Raw genomic sequence first — 19,250 nt, forward strand, 5'->3', positions numbered from 1 at the left:
GCCGGCGCATCACCCTTCGGGGGTACTCCGGCCCGCTGCGGGTGCCCCGTGGAGGACCGCCCCGTGGACCCCCGGCGGGGGACGTTCCGGCCCGGTCACCGGGCCTACCTTCCGCCCCATGGACAACGCCACGCCCCACCGGGCCGACCGCCCCGCCTCCCCGCTCCCGCGCCGCCTGGCCCTGGCCCTGTTCGCGTTCCTCGGGCTGGTGGTCGTACTGCTCTCCGCCCGCTACTTCACCCTCGACCCGGACGCCTTCCTGGAGGACCAGCGCGCCACCTACCTCGCGCACCTGGTCCCGCTGCTCTGCCACATCGGTGGCGGCACGGTGGCCCTGCTGCTCGGCCCCTGGCAGTTCGTCAGCCGGCTGAGGACCCGCCGCCCCGCCGTGCACCGCTTCACCGGCCGGGCCTACCTGCTGAGCGTGGCCGTCACCGGCCTCGGCGGCCTGCTGCTCGCCCCGTACGGCCTGTACCCGCCGATCGCCCCGATCGGCTTCGCCGTCCTCGCGGTGCTGCTGCTGACCTGCTCCGCCGCCGCCCTCCGGACGGCCCGTCAGCGCCGCTTCGACCGCCACCGGGTCTGGGCCGTCCGCTCCTACGCCCTGATCCTGGCCGCCGTCACCCTCCGTGTCTGGCTCCCGCTCTTCGACGCGCTCGGCGCCCCCTTCGAGCAGGCCTACGCCTCCGCCGCCTGGACCTGCTGGCTGATCAACCTCGCTGTCGCCGAGGCGTTCCTGGCCAGGAATCCGCCCCCCAGTTGCCGGTCGGTCTAAGTGAGGCTTTCAAGGACGGGCCGACAGGGTATCCGTCGGGCATCGACCGCGAGGGGGAGCACATGGATCCGATCGGTTCTCCGGCGACCGTGGCGGTGGGTGCGATCGTGGCGCTGCTGTCGTGGGCCGTCGTCCTGTTGCACCACCGGGCGGAGTGGCGGGCCTGGCAGGCGCTGGCAGCGACGGCCGGTCCGCCCCGCACGGCCGACGACGGCCTGAGCCTGTACGAGGTGCCCCTGGTGGACCACGGACCGTGGGGCTTCGGCAGGGTGCACGAGGTCGCCCTGGTGCGGATGCACGGCGAGGGCCGCCTCCGGCTGATCAGCAACGCGTACGACGACGTCCGGTTCGACGTGGTCGACCCCGTCCCCCGCGACGAGGTCGAGGCGGCGATCCTGGCGGAGCTGACGGAGCGGCAGGGAGTCCTGCCGAGCCACTCGACCTGGTACTACCACCCTCCCGCCGTGCTGCGGGAGGAGTACGACCGCAGGTGCGTGGGGGGAGGGCTGTGGGCCGAGCTGGGTCTGCCGGACGGAGTCCGTGCCGACTCGCCCGCCGTGGCGGAGTGGCGGGCGAGCCGGCACCGGGCCCGGCGTGTCCATCTCCTCCTCCTGTCCGCCCTGGTGCTCGCGGGCGCGGCCGTGCTGTTCGGAGCCTGGCTGCCCTTCGCCGTCCAGGTCGTCGTCCTCCTGCTGCTGGAATTCCGTCGCTCCCGACGGTCCTGGCCCCGGTCGTCGGCCGGGACCACCGCACTCGGCTGGGCGCTCCTCGAGGCCGCCAAGAGCGAACAGCCGCCCCCCGGCACGCCGGACGGGCTGCTGTACCAGGTGGCGCGCAGGGGGACGCAGTTCGGGCTCCCCGAGGACCACCCGCTCACCGACGTGCCTCCGCCTCCGCCTCCGCCGCGCGAGCCGGACCCGCCGCGGGTCGAGTTCGACTTCAACTCGCCGGGCCTGGGCGGCCTCTGACGGAGGCTCAGAAGGCCTTGCCCGGGTTGAGGATGCCCAACGGGTCGAAGGCGTGTTTCACGCTGCGGTGCAGGTCGAGCACGGCCGGGTCCAGGGCGGTGGCGAGCCGGCTGCGCTTGAGGGTGCCGACGCCGTGTTCGCCGGTGATCGAGCCGCCGAGGTCGAGGGCCTTGCGCCAGAGCAGCTCGGCCTTCCGGTGGGCCTCGCGGAAGGTCTCGGGGGCGCGGTCGGGGAGGATCAGCACCGGGTGCAGGTTGCCGTCCCCGGCGTGGCCGACGGTGGCGATCCGGACGGTGCCCTCCCGGCCGGTCCGTTCGATGTGGCTCAGCATCTCCACCAACCGGCTGCGCGGCACCACCACGTCCTCCACGATGGTGGCCGCGCCGGAGGCGAGCAGCGCCTCCCCGGCCGAACGCCGCACGGACACCATCTCCTGGGCCCCGTCCGCGCTGCTGGACATCGTCATCGAGGTGGCCCCCTGCTCCTGGCAGAGCCGGACCATCTCCGCCACCAGGCGCTGAGCGTCGCCCCCGTCGGCCTGGCCGATGAGCAGGGCGGCGGAGGAGGTGTCCACGCCGTTCGGCCGGTACGCCTCGACGGCGTCCAGCGCGGCCCGGTCGAGGAGTTCGAGCATGGACGGCCGTCCGGGCAGCCGGGCGATCGAGGCGACGGCCGCACCGGCGGCCCGCAGGCTGTCGAACCCGGCCGTGAAGGTGGCCGGCTCGGTGGTCGGCACCGGACGCAGCCGCAGGGTGGCGGCGGTGATGATGCCCAGCGTGCCCTCCGAACCGATGAAGAGCCGGGTCAGGTCGTACCCGGCGACGTTCTTGAGCGTGCGCCCGCCCGTGTGCACCAACCGGCCGTCGGCGAGCACCACTTCGAGCCCGAGCACGTTGTCCGCAGTGACGCCGTACTTCACGCAGCGCAGACCGCCGGCGTTGGTGGCCACGTTCCCGCCGATGGTGGAGACCTCGGCGCTGCCCGGATCCGGCGGGTAGAACAGCCGCTGCGCCGCGGCCGCCCGGCCGAGTGCGCCGTTCACCACCCCGGCCTCCGCCACGGCGTACTGGTCGGCGGCGTTCAACTCCCGGATCGCGGCAAGCCGTTCGAGCGAGAGCACGACCCCGCGCGCCAGCGCGGACGCCCCGCCCGCGAGCCCGCTGCCCGCCCCGCGCGGCACCAGCGGCACGCGGTGGCGGCTGGCCCACCGGGCGATCCGCTGCACCTGCTGGACGTTCTGCGGCAGTGCGACGGCCACCGGCAGCTGCTGCTCGACCGCGTCGGCGCGGTCACCGGCGTACGGGCGGACCGCGTCCTCGTCGTGGAGCAGCGCGTCCCTGCCGAGGAGGGCGCGGAGTTCGGCGATCTCCGGCAGGGCCGTGGTCCGCAGGTGCACGGCCGGAACAGCGTTCACGAATCACCCAAGTCGTCAGTGCGTTAAAGCCGGTGGACGGATGGCGCGGGTCGAATCGGCGGGATGGAGAGACGCGGAGGTGACGCGTTCTCGTCATTCCCGGGCGTACCGTGGAAGGGGCGGCCGTGGAGCGCGTTCCGATTCGCCCTCGATCCTGCCGGGCCGCGCACACCAGTTGACGCATTTTCGGGACAACCCACGTGTCTGACGTGGGGTTGTGTCATAATTCCTCCACTCCGCAAGGGATTAGCAGGATTTGACTACTCGTCCGATCGGCGGGAATCCCCGAGAGTACTTCCGGGGACAGGTCTTCACGCTCGCTTTGTCATGCCCTAGTCTCTCGGGGCCGAGAGCGGGTTGACGACCACGGGGGATTTCGAGATGAGCACACCGCCGACCGCAGACCAGTACGCCGACGCCCGTCCCGAGGGCGCCTGGGAACCAGTGGGGGCCGTCGCTCCGCCGCCGTGGGCCCCGCCGCGCCGCCGGGCCCGGAAGCTGCTGCGCGGCGCCCTGGCGGGGCTGGCGCTGGTCGTCGGGATCAGCGCCGCGCTGGCCGTGGCCGGCTACTACTACCGGGACGCCCCGATCACCGCCGACGCCGGTGACTGCGTGCACAACACCGGCAGCACCGAGGACCCGGAGGTCAGTGTGGTGCCGTGCTCCTCCCCGGAGGCCGAGTTCGTGGTGATCAAGATGATCCACCTGGTGAACGACGACGCCTGCGACGGCGTCCCGGGCACCGTCGCTACCTACCGCGAGGAGCGCACCCGCGCCTCCTTCAGCCTCTGCCTGGGCCGCAACGACTACTCCTGACGCACCGTCGGCGGGCGGGCGGCGGGCGGTCAGGGCCGGGTGAGGCGGCCGTGCGCCTGGGCGAGGGTGAGGGCGGCCAGGGTCATGCCGTCGTCGAGGTCACCGGTGGCGATCCGGTCCCAGAGGTCGACCAGCGGGAGCCAGCGGGTCGCGAGGACCTCGTCGTCGTCGGACGGGGTGCCGGCGGCGGTCGGGTGGGTCGGCACGGTCGCGTGGACGACGGCGACCTCGGTGGCGAGCAGGCCGGAGTCGGGGGTGATGGTGCCGAGGAGGTGGAACTCGGCCTCCCGGACGCCGAGTTCCTCAAGCAGCTCGGCCTCGGCGGTGACCAGCGGGTCCGTGCCGTGCGAGAAGCCGCGGGGCAGGGCCCACTGGGGACGGCCGAGGGGGTAGCGGTAGGTGCGGACGAGGCCGACGGTGTCGCCGCTGCGGACCGGGAGGACCACCACGCCGGGCCCCTCGGTGCAGGGCCGGATCCGCAGGTGGCTTCCCTTCGTCCCGCTGGGGAAGGTGACCTCGTCGTCGTACACCTCGACGAAGCGGTTGCCGTAGGCGAGCACCTCCCGGTCCCGCCGGATCGCGCCCGCAGTGTCCGGGCCCTCGTGACCCTCGGTGTCCGTCATGCCGGTCAGCCCCTCACGTCCACGACTTGCCCCAGTGCGCACGCCAGCCGACGGGTGGTCAGGCGGCGGACCGCGGTCTCCTTGCCCTTGCGGAACAGGACGTTACCGACCGCGCCGACCGCCATGGCCGGATAGCCGACGATTCCGGGGAGTCGCCACACCTCCAGAGCCATCGCCGGGCCGACCGCCCCAGCGGCCGTGAGCACCAGCTCCACCGCGAGGCCGCCCCTGGGGGCGACGGCGACCCGACTGCCGAGGAGTGCGGCGACCCGGGCCAGGTGGGCGTCCAGGGCCTTGCGGGCGGCGAGCTGGTCCGGTGCGGCGCGCAGCTCGTCGACGCCCTTCCAGAACGGGGACGTTCCCGTGCGCCCGCGTTCGGCGCGGGCCGCCAGGAGGGCGCTGATCGCCTCGGTCGCGCCCGCCTCCAGGGCGGCCAGCCGGGAGCGTACCGGCTCCGCGGCGAGGCCGCCCACCGCGTCGACCCGGACCTCGAACAGCGGTGGCGCGTACGGCTGTTCGGCGGTGGGTGGCGGCTGGGCGGGGAGCGTGTCGCCGGACGGTGCGGTGGCGGGGCGGGTCAGGGAGCGGTGGTGGGCGAGGGCGAGCTCTTTGGTGATGCCGTGGTCGGCCAGGCCGTCGACGGAGGGGCCGGTGTCGGTGCTCAGGGTGGAGTCCGCGACGCCGATCGAATCGGCGACGACCAGGTTGTACAGGGTGTCCACGAACCCGATCAGCAGGGCCAGCGGGCCGGGCCCACCGACGATCTCCTCCGGGGTCCGCCCGTCGGCGTCACCCGGCCACGGCAGGGCCAGCCGGAGCCGGCTGCGGTCGTCGAAGTACTCCGGCCGGCCCGTCCCGAGCCTGCGTATCGCACCGGCTAGTGCGGCCCGGACCTCCTGGTACCGCTCGGGTAGCGCCGGCGCCGGCGGCTCCGCTGCGGCCGCGACCACCAGTGCACCGAGCGCGACCCGCCCACCCGCCGGCCGGGCGGCCACCCTCGGCACCCGCCGGAACTCCTCGCGGACCAGCGCGATCCCCTCGGCCCGTTCGGTGCCGAGCCACTCGGCGTTCAGCAAACGGTCGAGGCCGACCGCCTGTTGGCGCACCTCGTCCGGGTCGAGGCCGTACCCGGCGGGGTGGTTGAGCTCCGGTAGCAGGAAACTCATGAACGGCCGTTCGTGGCCAACGGCCCGCCCCAGCATGGCGGTTGCCGCCTCCTCGTAGGAGTGCGCCCCGAACAGGTGGATCCGGAAGGGGTGTTCACCCGCAGCTGCGGCGGGTCTCGACCGCAGCACGGTGGTGGCGACGCGCAGGAAGCCGTACGAGTCGAAGGCGTACGCCTGCGGGACGACCACCTGACGGCCCAGCACGAGCGTCATCAGCACCTCGGTGAAGATCTGCAGCCGAAGCTCCGCGTCCGCGTCCGCGTCCGCCGCCGCCCCCGGCCGGACGGTGCGGATGGAGTCCAACACCTCCAGGTACTGGTACCGCGCACCCTCGCCGTACGCCATCTCACGCCCCCCGGTGTGATCCCTGTCCCGACAGCTGGACGCTACCGCCGATCCCCGACCGCCGACCAGTGGTTTCGCGACGTGCGACGCGGGCGCGGACCTGCTATCCAGACACCTCAGGGAACAGATCGGGGGCCGGGAAGCGGACGCTGAACAGGGGCATGCCGGGGTTGAACTTCCCGATGGGTCCTGGTGGGACTGGGACGTCGTCGCCTGGGACCGTGGGCAGTTCCGGCTCGCCGCGGACTACGACCTCACCTATCACCACGGCCTGGGGCTGGTGTTCGGAGAACCGTTCTTCGTCAGCTGCCCGGCGGCGTTCCGGGATCCCCTTTTCCGCCCACCCGCGTCCGAGGAACTGGCGGCAGTCACCGGTCCGCTCGGTGAAAGGCCGTCCGTGCTCGTCGCCTTCGAAGCGGACGCCGGCGGGGCGGACCCGGTCTCGTGCCTCGTCGCCGCCCACTACTCGCTCAGGGCTTGAGACTTGCCTCTGCGATCGCCGCCACGACGCCGTCGGCGTCGCAGGTGAAGCCGCCCGGGCTGAAGTCGGGGGAGACCTTGAGCATGACGACGCCCGTGAGGTCCACGCTTACCTGCTGCGGGTTGTTGATCTCCAACATGACGGTCTTGAGCAGCTTGCCGTCACCGTAGACGGACAGCTTCCCGGGTTTGCCGACCCCGCCGTCGTCGAGTCCCGCGGTGAGGGAGAGCGACTTGTACCGCTGGTTGATGCTGTACTCGTAGCCGCCCTGGCAGGGGTACCGGAAGACCATGGAGTTCGGGTACGTCTTGCGGCCCATGGTCGTGGTCCGCAGCTGGAGCCCGTCGTTGCCGAAGCTTCCGAGGGCGGTGAGGTCGTGCAGCTCCGCTCCGCCGGCGGGCAGGGACGGGGGGCTCGGCGGTCCCGAAGTGCCGACCGCGGCCGAGGCCGTCGCGGTGACCGTGACCGTGACGGTGGCGGTGGCCGTGGCATGCACGGTCTCCGTCACCGTTTTGGCGGTTGGCGAGTTCACCACGGTCGGCAGACCGAAGAAGCCGAGTAGGAGGCCCGCCACCGCCGTGCCGGCGGAGACGAGCGCGGCGACCTCCCCCAAACGTCGGGATGCCGGTGCCTGGGGCGTTGCCGGCGGAGCTGCGGGCGGCAGGGGCGTGCCGGCTCCGGGGGGCGTTGGCGCACTTACGGGGTCTCCTCTGACGGGCTCGAAGGGACCGCGAGGGCAGACCTGAGCCGCCCGTGGTCGGGCCTCGCGCCCCCGCGTCGCAGACATGAATTCCAGCGGGCGACCGACACCCCGTCAAGACCACGTCCACGACACCATCCCAGCACCCGGTGCGGCGCGCGCGGGCCGGGACCGGCGGGTTCGACGACGCCTCCGTGGCCGCCCGAGAGCCACACCTGGCCGGAGTGCCACTCGAACAACTTGACCACCGATCGCCACTCCTGAGCCACTGTCAGTGGCGGATGGGAGTGTGGGGCGTCCGTCCGGGGCAGGCCGGACGGGAGGGGAGGGCGGACAGTTGGGCCAGCCGGCACAGGTCTACGTCGTCGTCGACGCCAGCAGGTACGCGGGGAAGGTCGGGCTCTCCGGCACGCCGGCGAACTCGCGGGTGCAGGACCACATGGGGCGCGGCTGGGCCTTGTACCGTTCGCTGATCCTGCCCACCCGTGAGCAGGCCGCCCTCGTCGAGGGCCTGGTGAAGGACGCCCTGGAACTCCGGGGCGTCCTGGGCTTCCTGAGGCCTGATCAGATGCCTCAGCGCGGGTACACCGAGACGTTCGACATCCGGATCATCTCGCCGGCCGAGGTGTTCGCCATGGTCACCGGCGGGGCCGCGTTGCTTCCGCCGGTCCTGCCGGTGGCCGAGCTGCAGGCGGCGCCGGACCTGGCGGAGGCGGCTCCGCCGAGGAAGGGCCGGTTCGCCAAGCTGAAGGACAAGTTCCTCGGCAAGGCCAAGGGCTCCGCGCCGGCGGTGGCGCCGGCCGCACCTGTGCCCGAGGCGCCACCCGATCCCGAGGGCGTGCTCGACCAGCAGGCCGCGCGCGCACACGAGGCGAGGCAGGAGTCGAACGCCCGTCTGGCCGCGAGGAGTTCTTACCGGGAGGACCCTTACACGGCGATCTGGAGCACGTGCCACCGCTGTGGCTCCCTCACCCGGACCCTGCTCGCTGTCGCCGCCTGGTCGGGGCCCGAGTGCCCGAGCTGCCTGCGGGGCCCCACCCTCATGGGCGGGCGGACGAGACGGTCCGGCCTGTTGGTCACCGTGCAGACCCGCGGCAAGGGCCCGGGCGCGCTCCGCGGCTTCTGCGTGGTGCCCTGGTGGCGCGACGCGTACCTTCCGGAAGGGCCGCAGGGCACCCACAACCGGCGCCCGGCACGGGCCTTCGGGTTCATCCCGACCTCCTTGCCCGGACTCCTCGCGGGCGCCGTCATGTATCGCTTGGAGGAGGACCACGGTCTGACGCCGAGTCGGAGCCAACAGGATTCCCGGCGCGAAGTCCACCGGTACAAGAGCGACTACATCGATGCCGGGTACGTCCTCGCGCTGGCCCAGACCGAGCTGCTCCTGCTCAACGCCGCTGACGAGGCCATCACCGACAGGGCGTTCACGGCGGAGATGGAGGGCACGCTCCGCTCGATCGTCCGGGACCGGTGGGCCCCGCCCGAAACCCTCCTTCGATGGGTCGGTGAGGACTATGTCGGGGACCTGGTCCCCTCGCGGCGGCTCGCCGTCCGCTGGACGCCTCCCGTGCCCTCCGGCTCCGCCCACCGACAGGAGGCCGGAGAGCGGGCCGCGATCAGCGCTCAGCGGATCTAACCTTCGGTCCCCGCATGTCAGTTGCACTGATCCGCCGTGCGAAGGAGCCGGCCGACTGAGCAACACCGAGCCCGACAAGCACCTGGACGTCACTCGGATCCCCGCCGACCCGGCCGAACTGCCGCTCCCGATGTTCCCCACCGTCCACACCGCGCTCGTCGCCTACCTCGGAGGCTCCACCGGATTCTCCACCCACGGCTGGGACGACGGCGTCGACCCGCGCGCCCTCGTCACCACCCGCGCCGCCCACCACTCGCCGACCTCGGGCTGACGGACGTGCTGACAACCCACGCCTCGCCGCCACGGCCAGTGCCGATCTGATCTACGTCCTCGACCAGTGCACCTGGGCGCGGTGCGCCGCCGAGGAGGGCCCTGCCGGAACGTGACAGCTCATTCCGCCCGGCTGCTCCCCAGGGAGATCCGCCGGAGCGTGCCACCAGGGGATATCGGATTTCCGGTATCGCGGCCGGTGCCGTACTGTTGCGTTCACCGACGCGGGGTGGAGCAGCTCGGTAGCTCGCTGGGCTCATAACCCAGAGGTCGCAGGTTCAAATCCTGTCCCCGCTACTACAAGAGGCCCGGTCCCGGTGCACAGTGCACCGGGACCGGGCCTTTTCTCATGGCCGAGCCTTCGGGTTGGACGGACTTCCAGCAGCGGCGGGGCCCGGTCGGGCGGGACGTGATGGGGCCGGTCGACCGGTCGCCGGTCCGCCGAGGGCGTGCGGTCCGGTACTTCGTTGTGGGTGGGGCTGGAAGAGGTCACCACATGGACAGGGGCGGCGACATCACGCTGCGGTTCGAACCGGATCAGTGGGAGCGGCTGGAGCCGTTGCTGCCGGTGGGATCGGCCGGGACGTTACGGTCGGCTCGATGTCCGTTCCCACAGGTTCAACGGCTCAGGCAGTTGCTGGCCGGGCCAGGGCGATCGCGTCTTGCAGGCCGTCGTGACCGGGTGGGTGATCACCCCCCCCAGGCGCGTGCGCAGGCGGTGAAGCGGTCCAGCAAGGTGCAGTCCGGTCCGAGCAGGCCCCCCGTGACGACCATGGGTTCGCCCGGGGCTCACGGGTGCCGCCGCTGTGCGAGAGGACGATCGCCACATCGCCACATCGCCACATCGCCGCTGCCGAGCACCGCAGCGCCCGTGAGTGCCACATGGGTGTCGCTCCACGACCAGGCCGACATGCCGATCCGGTACAGCCGCTGCTGGAACTCGGTGGCCACGGTGGCGCTGCCACCGACACCGAAGAGCGACGGCGGCTGTCGCGGCGGCCGGCAGCACGGGGAGGGGCGGTGCCTCGTCGGTCACGGTGGAGACGCCGTCCAGCACCACCACCGTCCGGCAGCACGACGACGTGATCCTCCGTCGGTCGCGAGGGGCCGCCTCCGGGTCGTCCGCCGAGCAGTACGTGCCAGGGGGTCGCCGGCGCGTGGAGCGGTGGCGTGAGGGTCTCCGGTTTCCGGTTCTGCCGCATGTCGTACCTCCGCCGTGGAGTCCGGCGGCGGAAGGTGAACGGGGGGCGGCGCGGAGCGGGACGACCGGGGTGACGCGCGATCAGGTACGCGGCACCCCGGCCGGGTTCCGGGCTCCCCGGACGGGCGGAGGAGAGAGGGTCAGAGCTCGAAGTAGTCGCGGCTGTTGGCCGGGACGAGGTCCACGTACTCGGGGTGCTTGACGATCCAGCCCTTGATGTACGGGCAGTACGGGAGCACCGCGAGGCCGCGCTCGCGGGCGTCGTCCAGCGCGAAGCGGGCGAGCGTGCTCGCCAGGCCGTGGCCCTCGAAGGCGGGGTTGACCTCGGTGTGGGTGAAGGCGATCTCGCCCTCCCCGAGGCGGTACTCGGCGAAGCCGGCGAGCCGGTCGCCGTCGACTATGACCTCGTAGCGGTTGAGGTCCGGGCGGTCGACGATCTTCGATTCCATCGGGGGCTCCAGGGTGGTCGGTGAGGACTCGTGGTCGTCCTCGCGTGCGGGTGGGTCAGTGGCCGTGGCTCACACAGAACTCGTTGCCGGCCGGGTCCTGGAGAACGGTCCAGGACAGGCCGGGCACCTGCTGCTCGCCGACGACCGTCGCGCCCAGGTCCACCAACCGCCGGACCTCGGCCGCCAGGTCGTCGGCCTTGAAGTCCAGGTGGACCCGGTTCTTGCCGAGCTTGGGTTCGGACACCTGCTGGAACCCGAGCGTCAACGGCTCCGCACCGACCATCACGAACTCGCCGAAGTCCTGGGTGATCTCGGCGCCGAGCGCACCGGCCCACCACCGGGCCAGTTCGTGTGGGGAGGAGCAGTCGATCGTGATCATCGTTGCGGAGACGGTCATGGGTCACCCTAACCACATCCGACCCGGTCCGCGTCAACCGCCTGACATGCCGTCACTTGGGTGGAAGCGGTCCGTCAACTCATGCGTGGGGTGGTCGGGCCGGGGCGGGTCAGTGGAGGCGGCGCAGGCCGTCGCGGACCCGGCGGGCGTCGCGCAGGCGCCGCTCGTAGGTGGCGCCGAGGACCAGCAGGAGCAGGCCACCCGCCGCGAGTGGGACCCAGCGGGGGAGCGCGCCGATGAGCTGGGTGACCAGCGGGGTGAGCTCGTGCACCGCGACGGCGGTGAGGGTGGCCGCGCCGAACAGCAGCGGGGCGCGGAGCCGCTGCCGGGCGCCGAGGACGGTGAGGGCGAGGGCCGCCGAGCCGAGCAGCAGCGGGCGTGGCCAGGTCGGTTCGGCCCAGACCGCGACCATGCTGGGCAGCAGCGCGAGGCCGAGCCCGGCACCGTAGGCGGTGGTGGAGGAGAGCTCCGGGCTGCGGCGGCGCCGCAGGTGACCGATGGTCAGCGCGGCGGCCGCCACGCTCAGGGTGTACGGCTCGGGGACGGTGACCCCGGCCAGGGCGAGGCGCACCCAGGAGGAGAGCACCAGCAGTCCGGTGCCGACCAGTGCGGCCTGGCGGCGGTCCGGCCGCAGCGCCACGGCGAACGCCAGCACGCCGCCGACGGCCAGCGCCAGGCTGAGCGCGCCCGGGTGACCGGCCGTCAGCGCGAACGCCGGGAGCGCGGTGGCGTATCCCGTCCCCTCGACGGCCAGGGCGAGCGAGGGACGGTCGCCCTCGTGGGGGCGGCGGGCCAGGACGGCGGCCGCCGCGATGGCGAGGGTGGTCACGGTGAGGAGGAGGAAGGCGAGTTGGTACGGGGCCAGGCCGCCGGTCTGCCCGGCGGCGAGGGCGGTGACGGTCATGGCGACCACGGCGAAGGCGCCGAAGGGCGGTGCCCAGCGCTGCGGGAGCCGGCCGGCGAGGAGCGCCGCGCCGACCGTCAGGACGGACCAGACGACGAGCGTCGCGGTCCGGTCGGCCCCGCCCCAGACCACGGCGGCGGTGGCCGCCGGGAGCAGCGCGAGCAGGTACGGCGCGGGGTCGGTGGGCCGTCGGAGGGCAAGGGCGGCGGTCGCGGCGGCGGTGAGCAGCAGGGCCCAGAACGTGCCGGTGGTGAGGGGGAGTTCGAGGAGGGCAGGGAGCAGGCAGGCGAGTACGGAGCCGGTGGCGAGGGCGGTGCGGAGCAGGACGCGGGCGGGCGCCGGGCGGCCGGTACGGGCGCAGCGGGCGGCGGTGGCGGCCAGCAGGGCGGTCAGCAGTCCGAGCAGGGCGGCCGGGGCGAGGGGGAGCGACCAGGTGGTGGTGCGGAGCTGGGTGAAGTCGGCGCCGGGCCAGTCCCAGGCGAGGGCCCAGCGCTCCAGCGGGCCGAAGTAGGCGAGCGCGAGGGCCGGCAGGGCGGCGAGTTGGGCGAGGAGGACGGCGCCGGCGCCGGCGATGAACAGGCCGAGGGGTGTGGGTGGGGCGGTCGGCGTCTTGACGGTGGCACTGCCTTCGGGCGCGGCCGGGGCGGTGGGAGGAGGGGTGGGGGTGGAGGCGGTCAGGGGGACGAGGGTGGCGAGCAGCAGCAGGGCGCCGGGGACGGCGTAGCCGGCCGGGACCCAGGGGGTGGGGAGGAGGAAGCGCAGGCCGACGCCGATCCCGGCGAGCGGGGCCGCACCGGCCAGGACGGCTGCGGCGCAGCGCAGTTCGTGGCCGACCGCGCGGGGGAGCAGGGAGGCCGGGCGGCCGGTGGAGACGGCGAGTCCGAGGGCCGTGAGGAGGATGAGGGAGGGCCAGGCGAGCTGAGCCTCCGTCAGGCCGGTCGCGGTGAGGAGCTGGGTGGCGGAGGTGAGGGTGCCGAGCAGGGTGAAGCCGACGCCGCAGGCGACCAGTGCGTGGGTGGGGCCCGGAGCGGAAGAATTGGTGGTGCGGGGCGGGATCCGGGTGGCCAGGAGGAGGTCGAGCAGGGCGGTGAGCAGGAAGGCGGTCGCGTAGCCGCCGATGTCGGTGCCGATGGCCAGGGCCGCGAGCGAGAGCGGCAGTTGGGCGAGCACCAGGGCGGCGGCGCGGGGGCCGCGGAGGGTGGTCGCGGTGCCGTAGGCGGCCGCGCCGAGGGCGGTCAGGGCCGTGGTCGCCGCCCAGTAGGAGGCGGCGGGGACCTGGTCGAGGGCCGCGAGGCCGACGGCGCGGGCGGCGAGCCAGTCGAGGAGTACCAGGACCACGCCGAGCACGGCGAAGGTCTCGGCGGTGGCGGTGAGGCCCCGTCGGCGCAGCGGCAGCGGGGCGAGTAGCGCGCAGAGGGTGACGGCGGCGAGCACCGCGGCGCGGCCGCCGATGCCGAGGCTGCCCCAGCTGACGACGGTGAAGACCAGCGCCGCGATCGCCACCATCAGCCCGCCGAGCACCAGCAGTACCGTCTGCGCCGACGGCCCGGAGACCTCCTTGGCGGGGGCGGGCGGCCGGCCCCAGGGAGCGGCCGGGGCTGCCCAGTTGGGGCCGGCGGGCGGCCGGGCCGGCTGGAACGGTCGGGGCGGCGGGTCGGGGAGGTCCTGCCGCGCGCGGAGGGTGGCGAGGAGCTGGTCCCGTCGCACGATCAGCCCGTGCCGTTGGGCGTCGAGCGCGTTGAGGGCGACCGTCACCTGCCAGAGCGCGGCGGCGTCCTGCCCGAGCAGTGGCAGCCGGCAGGAGGGGCAGCGGGCGGCCCCGGGGGTGGTGGCCAGTGGTGCGCCGCAGCCCGGGCAGGGCAGTGAACCGGTCGTCATGACGGAGATTGTGAGGCCGGAACGGGTGCCCGGCCATGAGTACGGCTACTCAGAAACCGTGCTCAGCCCATCCGGCCGTACCTGGCTGGGCCGACGGAGGCCGGGCGGGACGGTGTGTGGGACGGCAATGGTACGGCGGGGGCGGGCGGTGGAACTGATCGTTCTGACGGGCCGTCATCTCTACCGGAGCGCCGTGAGAGCGGCCTTCCGTGACCGCTCTTCCGCCGAGACCGAGGTGACCCCGTGGCCGACACCGTCGACACCGTGATGAACCGCCTGCACGAGGTGCTGGTGGACATGCTGACCAGGGGCGCCGCCGCGGCCGGCACCAGGGGCCTGCACGAGGTCGTCCAGCGGGCGACCGCGCTGGGCCCCGAGGGGGCCTGGCTGGCCGCCGCCGGACGGGGGAGCCTCGCCGGACTGGCCATCGCCCAGGGGCAGTTCGAGGTGGCCCTGCTCCACCTGGATGCGGCGGTGGACGGCGGCTTCAACGACTGCGTGCTGTTCCACATGCCGGTGGTGGCCCCGCTGTACCGCGATCCGCGGTTCCACGCCCTGTACGCGCGGATGCGGATCTCCCAGGCCGACCTCGACGAGCTCCTCTGGCTGCACCGGGAGGTGCAGATCATGACGAAGCAGGCCCAGGACGCGAGCGTCGACAACATCGGCCGCCTGGACAACGGGGTCTCGCTCCTCCCGCAGGCCCCGATGCCGACCCGCGAACCGGACACCGTCGGCGTCCTGATGACCCGCATCGACCTGGCCGCGACCCGGACCGCGCTCCAGGCGGCCGCCGTCCGGGCGGACCTCCAGCGCGCCTCCGGCAACGTCAGCCTCAGCCTGATCGACGACTCCTGGGACTACGGCCGGGCCAGGCGCGACGCCTGGTACGCCGACGGCCTGGAGTCGCACCGCCTCCAGGCGGGCGAGCTCCGCGCCTTCGTCGAGCGGCCGGGCGTCTCGCACGCCCTGCTGCCCTGCCCGCCGCTGGGCTCGATCGCCTACCCGACTGTCTGAGGGCGGCGGGCTACCCGCTCAGCGTTGGGCGGTGGGACGGACGACGATGTCGTTGACGTCCACCGCGGTGGGCTGGGCGATCGCGAAGGCGACGGCCTCGCCCACCGCCTCCGGCGGGATCGCGAACTCCTCGCGGGCGGAGAGGAGTTCGGCGCGGACGCGGTCGTCGGGAACGGAGTCGACGAAGTCCGTCCGGACGAAGCCCGGTGAGACCACGGTGACCCGGACGCTCGCCCCGGCCTCCTGGCGCAGGCCCTCGGAGAGGGTGCGCACCGCGTTCTTGGTCGCGGCGTAGACGGCCTGGTTCGGTACGACCTTCAGGCCGGCGGTGGAGACGACGTGGACGAACTGGCCGCCGTCCTGGGCACGGAAGACCGGCAGGGCGGCGGCGATCCCGTACAGGACGCCCTTGAAGTTGACGTCGACCATCGCCTCCCAGTCCTCGACCCGCAGGTCGTCGAGCGGCGAGACCGGGCCGATCCCGGCGTTGGCGACCAGGACGTCCAGGCGGCCGTAGCGTTCCCGGGCCAGCGTCACCAGCGCCGCGAGGTCGGTGCGGCGGGTGACGTCGGTGGTCGCCCAGACGGCCTCGCCGCCGAGTTCGGTGATGCGGGCGGCGAGGCCGCGCAGGCGGTCGGTTCGGCGGGCGCCGAGCACGAGGCGGGCGCCGCGCTCCGCCAGCAGGAGCGCGGTGGCCTCGCCGATGCCGCTGCTCGCGCCGGTGATGGCGACGACCTTGCCGCGGATGCCGTCGGTTCCGGACATGGATGTACCCCCTGGGAGTCGAACCGGACACGTGTCCGGAACTGCTGGCAAGCGTAGCGGACACGTGTCCGGTTATGCTGGGGGTGAGGTTTGGAGGATTGGGAATGGCCGAGGATTCACCGGCGGCACGACGTGCCGACGCGGAGCAGAACCGGGCGCGCATCCTGGCGGTGGCGCGGGATGCGCTGTCGCGGTCCGGGGGTGAGGTCACGCTGAAGTCGATCGCCGGGGAGGCGGGTGTCGGACAGGGCACGCTCTACCGGCACTTCGCGACGCGCGAGGCGCTGGTGCTCGAGGTCTACCGGCGGGATGTCGCCGAACTCGTCGCAGCGGCAGATGAACTGTTGGACCGTCAGGAGGCTTGGCCGGCGCTGCGGTTGTGGTTCGACCGGCTGGCGGAGTTCGGCCGGGTCAAGCACGGGATGGCCGGTGCGCTGGACGCGGCCACCCGGAACGAGCTGTCGGCGGAGCACTACCAGCCGGTGGTCGACGCGATCGAGCGGCTGCTGGCCGCCTGCCGGGAGGCCGGGGTGGTGCGGCGCGACGTGGACGCGGCGGACGTCCTGCTGCTGGTCGGCTTCCTGTGGCGGGTCGACTGGACCACCGCCCCGGACGGACGGGCGCAACGCCTCCTGGGCATCGCCCTCGACGGACTGCGCGCCTGAAGCCTGTCGGACCGATGGTCGGTGGCCTGACCGCTCCTGGCCGTGACGTCGTTCACCGCACGAGCGACCTGTGCCCGGGCTGACCTGCCGGAGTCGGGCGTGGGCCGGCAGCCTTGAGGGAATGGCCGGGAACAAGCGGCCCGCCCGCCCCCTGGGCACGATCACTGAACTCGCCCGGAACTCCACGCCGTTGAGACCTGTCAGGCCGGTTCAGGACCCATACTGGTGCGGTGACGGACTTACAGGGCGCGGCCATTGAGGACGGCGGGATCTGGGGTCGTTCAGCCGCGCACGCTCGATCCGCCCGGGCCTTGGCCGAGCACGCACTGGCCGGCGGGGACGCGCGGGCATTCGCAGAGTCGGTCACGCAGTGGGAGGTCGTTCTGCGGGACCCGACCGTTCCGGATCCGGCCCTGCCGCTCTTGGAACTCGTAGCCGTGGAGGTCAACTGGTCTCTGGTGCTCGGCAGTACGGAATCCCTGTCGAGAAGCATCGCCCGCCTGGACCAGGCGTTGGCCCGCTCTCCGGAGGCACGCACCCGGACGGACGTCCAGCGGGCACGACTTGCCGCCCACGAGGTCCGTGCCTCGCTCACCGAGGCCACTGACCCTCCGCATTCGGCGGAGGACTGGTCGACGGTCTCGGGCATCGCGCGATTCCTCGCGCATTCGGCGACGAACGGCAGTACCGAGCAAGGAGGATGGTTCGCCGTCATTGGCCGAGCCCTCCTCAACCACCACGAGCTGACGCTGGATCCGGAATCCATGGGCGAGGCGATCCGGTCACTTCGATGCGCCGTGTCCGCCCTCACCGGCCCTCGGCGGGAGATCGCCGGTGCCTGCTACTTGCTGGGTCGTGCACTTCGCCTGCGGGGAGAGCGAGATCGCTCGCCGGACGATCTCAGCGAGGCGGTCGGCCTCCTGGCCAGGGCCGTGACCGAGGCGGATTTCGACTCGCCGTCCATCATGCCGTACCTGTCGAACCTCGGTTTCGCCCACCTCGCTCGGTACCGTCTCACGGGCGAACTCGACTCACTGGACGACACGATGTCGGCCCTGGCACGTGCTCTGGCTGCCTCCAACGACCCGCTGGAGTCCGACCACCGACTCCAGAACCTCGTCAACTGCGTGGGTGAATGGATAAGTGTCGGCGGTTACGCGCACACACTGCTCAGCCACATCGCGCTGGTGGAGTCGCGCCTGGCGCCAGGCCGGCTGGCCGGCTGGACGCTCCTCGACCTGGGGCTCACGGCCTACCGTCGAGCGGTCGGCCAAGGGGCGGTGTCCGACTACCTGCTGGCTGCAGTGATCTTTCGTCGCTGCGCCCGCCTGATCCCTGCCGACACGACCACCTTCGACGGCCTGCTCACTCGATCGGGCGAGCCCGTGAGCTGCCACGAGGACGTGCGCTTCGCATGGACGCTCGACGGCCTCAGAACCCTCATGGCCACGACCGGCCCGAGTGACTCGTACGCCGCGGTTCTCACGGCTGCGGCCGAGGGCATCGGGGAGCGACTGCTCTCCGGGGGCATCAGCGCGCACGCCACCATGGCGGGACACATGGCCGCCGACTACGAACTGGCCCTGTTCGTCCACCTCGACAATCTTGGAGCAACCGATGCCTGAGGAGTTCGGCGGGATCAGTTTCGACGGTGACTCCTACCTCAACTACCTGTTGGACGACTCGTCAGAAGACCCCTTCCCACCGGGAAGCATCCCTGACCTCTCACCCTGGGAAGAGGACCGCGAGCGCCAGTTGCTGATCTACTTCGTCCTCCGATCGGTGGCGATCCTCGGATCGGCTCCGGACGAAGGCGCCATGGAGGGGCACCGCGCGTGGAGGCGGGCCGTCCTCGATCGTGCGCTGCGTCTGTACTGGTGGACCAAGCAGGGGAATCCGCTGCCGCTGCCCACCTGGGCGGAGGAAACGGTCACACAGGTCCGCGATCACCTTCGTCCCTCCTTCCCCCACGTCGATGACATCGAGGTCGTCGTCACGTTCGACCCCCGTCTGTACGTTCGGGCGCACCATTCGACGCGCCAGATCAAGTTGTCCCTGGTCACTCGACAGCTGTGGCACAACATCGATCTCTTCCTCTGGAACTCCGTGAGCCTGCGGCAGGACCTGGTGGGCACGACCGGCAGCAACGCCGCACTCCCACGACCTTCCTACGACAGCCTCATCCCGTTCCTCCTGCCGCTCTACCGCAATGTCCGATGGGACCAGATCCCGATGATGCGGGTGTCTTCCGAACTGGCCGGCGGGGGAGCCGTCAATGCGGCACGGATCCAGATGACCTTCATGATCGCCCACGAGTTTGCCCATCTCCTCCTGCACGAAGAGGGCAGATCGGGCCCGGAGCTCGAGGCCGAGGCCGATCGCTTCGCCTACGACACCCTCTTCAGGAACCCGACGGCCAACATCACCGTCGGCGACGTCTGGATGGCGATCCGCTGGCTGTTCGAGATCCGCGCTGTGGAAAAGCTCCTGGCATGGCGCCTGTCAGGCGAGGAAGGAACGTTCCCGACCACCGGACCACCACGCCAGACCCTGCTCCACCCCTTCGTCCGCGTGGCCGGACCCTCGAGCATCGACACCGTACTGGGAGGTGCCGGACTGTACGTCATACGGTCCATCAGGCGTCAACTGGAAGCTTCGAGTGCGAAGGCCGTCCGAGAGAGTGCCTCCCGCTGGGAGAGCACCCTGACGTCCGAGGAAGCGAACCGTCCGACCTCGCACGCCATTCAGATGTTCCCCCCTTCCTAGCCCTGGAGACATGA

18 protein-coding genes and 1 tRNA gene are annotated in these 19,250 nt (G+C 72.4%); 10 read left to right on the forward strand and 9 right to left on the reverse strand.

Annotation, left to right across the window (positions count from 1 at the left end; genetic code table 11):
- Positions 1-118: 118 nt before the first annotated feature.
- Together ACZ6ZR_RS24060 and ACZ6ZR_RS24065 are read left to right on the forward strand one after the other, a co-directional pair.
- On the forward strand, positions 119-775 hold the full coding sequence (locus ACZ6ZR_RS24060; RefSeq protein WP_465645475.1) for a DUF2306 domain-containing protein: 657 nt from the start codon (positions 119-121) through the stop codon (positions 773-775).
- Positions 776-837: 62 nt separating this feature from the next.
- Positions 838-1,743 carry a hypothetical protein gene (locus tag ACZ6ZR_RS24065; protein WP_465645477.1) on the forward strand — a complete coding sequence of 302 codons (906 nt, stop codon included), beginning with the start codon at positions 838-840 and terminating at the stop codon, positions 1,741-1,743.
- 7 nt (positions 1,744-1,750) lie between these two features.
- On the opposite strand, the gene ACZ6ZR_RS24070 is transcribed toward ACZ6ZR_RS24065, so the two are convergent.
- The gene (locus ACZ6ZR_RS24070; RefSeq protein WP_465645478.1) at positions 1,751-3,157 is read right to left on the reverse strand and encodes an FAD-binding oxidoreductase; all 1,407 of its coding nucleotides are present in this window, start codon (positions 3,155-3,157) and stop codon (positions 1,751-1,753) included.
- Between the two features lie 381 nt (positions 3,158-3,538).
- Here ACZ6ZR_RS24070 and ACZ6ZR_RS24075 point away from each other — a divergent pair, with 381 nt between their 5' ends.
- On the forward strand, positions 3,539-3,973 hold the full coding sequence (locus tag ACZ6ZR_RS24075; protein WP_465645480.1) for an LppU/SCO3897 family protein: 435 nt from the start codon (positions 3,539-3,541) through the stop codon (positions 3,971-3,973).
- Positions 3,974-4,002: 29 nt separating this feature from the next.
- Here ACZ6ZR_RS24075 and ACZ6ZR_RS24080 read toward each other — a convergent pair whose 3' ends face one another.
- The 3 genes from ACZ6ZR_RS24080 to ACZ6ZR_RS24090 all read right to left on the reverse strand — a co-directional run bounded on the left by ACZ6ZR_RS24080 (position 4,003) and on the right by ACZ6ZR_RS24090 (position 7,201).
- Entirely contained in the window at positions 4,003-4,596 is a 594-nt protein-coding gene (locus tag ACZ6ZR_RS24080; protein ID WP_465645482.1) for an NUDIX hydrolase, read from the reverse strand.
- Positions 4,597-4,601: 5 nt separating this feature from the next.
- Entirely contained in the window at positions 4,602-6,107 is a 1,506-nt protein-coding gene (locus tag ACZ6ZR_RS24085) for a hypothetical protein (RefSeq protein ID WP_465645484.1), read from the reverse strand.
- Positions 6,108-6,577: 470 nt separating this feature from the next.
- Complete coding sequence (locus ACZ6ZR_RS24090) at positions 6,578-7,201, reverse strand: NPCBM/NEW2 domain-containing protein (protein WP_465645486.1); 624 nt, start codon at positions 7,199-7,201, stop codon at positions 6,578-6,580.
- Between the two features lie 424 nt (positions 7,202-7,625).
- Here ACZ6ZR_RS24090 and ACZ6ZR_RS24095 point away from each other — a divergent pair, with 424 nt between their 5' ends.
- The 3 genes from ACZ6ZR_RS24095 (at position 7,626) to ACZ6ZR_RS24105 (ending at position 9,491) form a co-directional block, all read left to right on the forward strand.
- A complete protein-coding gene (locus ACZ6ZR_RS24095) occupies positions 7,626-8,924 on the forward strand; it encodes a hypothetical protein (RefSeq protein WP_465645488.1) in 1,299 nt (432 codons plus the stop codon).
- Between the two features lie 130 nt (positions 8,925-9,054).
- Complete coding sequence (locus ACZ6ZR_RS24100) at positions 9,055-9,195, forward strand: hypothetical protein (protein WP_465645490.1); 141 nt, start codon at positions 9,055-9,057, stop codon at positions 9,193-9,195.
- Between the two features lie 222 nt (positions 9,196-9,417).
- Positions 9,418-9,491, forward strand: a tRNA-Met gene (locus ACZ6ZR_RS24105).
- A 492-nt stretch (positions 9,492-9,983) separates the two neighbouring features.
- On the opposite strand, the gene ACZ6ZR_RS24110 is transcribed toward ACZ6ZR_RS24105, so the two are convergent.
- From ACZ6ZR_RS24110 to ACZ6ZR_RS24125, 4 genes are all read right to left on the reverse strand, one after another.
- Positions 9,984-10,145, reverse strand: a complete 162-nt coding sequence (locus tag ACZ6ZR_RS24110; protein ID WP_465645492.1) for a hypothetical protein — start codon at positions 10,143-10,145, stop codon at positions 9,984-9,986.
- Between the two features lie 390 nt (positions 10,146-10,535).
- Positions 10,536-10,844, reverse strand: a complete 309-nt coding sequence (locus ACZ6ZR_RS24115) for a GNAT family N-acetyltransferase (RefSeq protein ID WP_465645494.1) — start codon at positions 10,842-10,844, stop codon at positions 10,536-10,538.
- A gap of 55 nt (positions 10,845-10,899) precedes the next feature.
- Positions 10,900-11,241 (reverse strand): VOC family protein, encoded by a 342-nt coding sequence (locus tag ACZ6ZR_RS24120; protein ID WP_465645496.1) that lies wholly within the window; start codon positions 11,239-11,241, stop codon positions 10,900-10,902.
- A gap of 109 nt (positions 11,242-11,350) precedes the next feature.
- On the reverse strand, positions 11,351-14,023 hold the full coding sequence (locus ACZ6ZR_RS24125; protein ID WP_465645498.1) for an SCO7613 C-terminal domain-containing membrane protein: 2,673 nt from the start codon (positions 14,021-14,023) through the stop codon (positions 11,351-11,353).
- Positions 14,024-14,266: 243 nt separating this feature from the next.
- On the opposite strand from ACZ6ZR_RS24125, the gene ACZ6ZR_RS24130 reads away from it, so the two are divergent.
- Positions 14,267-15,040, forward strand: a complete 774-nt coding sequence (locus tag ACZ6ZR_RS24130) for a hypothetical protein (protein WP_465645500.1) — start codon at positions 14,267-14,269, stop codon at positions 15,038-15,040.
- Positions 15,041-15,058: 18 nt separating this feature from the next.
- Here the strand turns inward: ACZ6ZR_RS24130 and ACZ6ZR_RS24135 are convergent, their stop codons facing one another.
- A complete protein-coding gene (locus tag ACZ6ZR_RS24135) occupies positions 15,059-15,805 on the reverse strand; it encodes an SDR family oxidoreductase (protein ID WP_465645502.1) in 747 nt (248 codons plus the stop codon).
- 104 nt (positions 15,806-15,909) lie between these two features.
- On the opposite strand from ACZ6ZR_RS24135, the gene ACZ6ZR_RS24140 reads away from it, so the two are divergent.
- The 3 genes from ACZ6ZR_RS24140 (at position 15,910) to ACZ6ZR_RS24150 (ending at position 19,236) form a co-directional block, all read left to right on the forward strand.
- Positions 15,910-16,470: a TetR/AcrR family transcriptional regulator gene (locus tag ACZ6ZR_RS24140; RefSeq protein ID WP_465645503.1), complete on the forward strand. Its 561-nt coding sequence runs from the start codon at positions 15,910-15,912 to the stop codon at positions 16,468-16,470.
- Positions 16,471-16,700: 230 nt separating this feature from the next.
- Entirely contained in the window at positions 16,701-18,095 is a 1,395-nt protein-coding gene (locus tag ACZ6ZR_RS24145; protein ID WP_465645505.1) for a hypothetical protein, read from the forward strand.
- Positions 18,088-19,236, forward strand: coding sequence for an ImmA/IrrE family metallo-endopeptidase (locus tag ACZ6ZR_RS24150; protein WP_465645507.1), 1,149 nt, complete (start codon positions 18,088-18,090; stop codon positions 19,234-19,236). Before ACZ6ZR_RS24145 ends, ACZ6ZR_RS24150 begins: the two co-directional genes overlap by 8 nt.
- Positions 19,237-19,250 lie beyond the last annotated feature (14 nt).

It is taken from the genome of Kitasatospora sp. NPDC088742 (assembly GCF_055584905.1).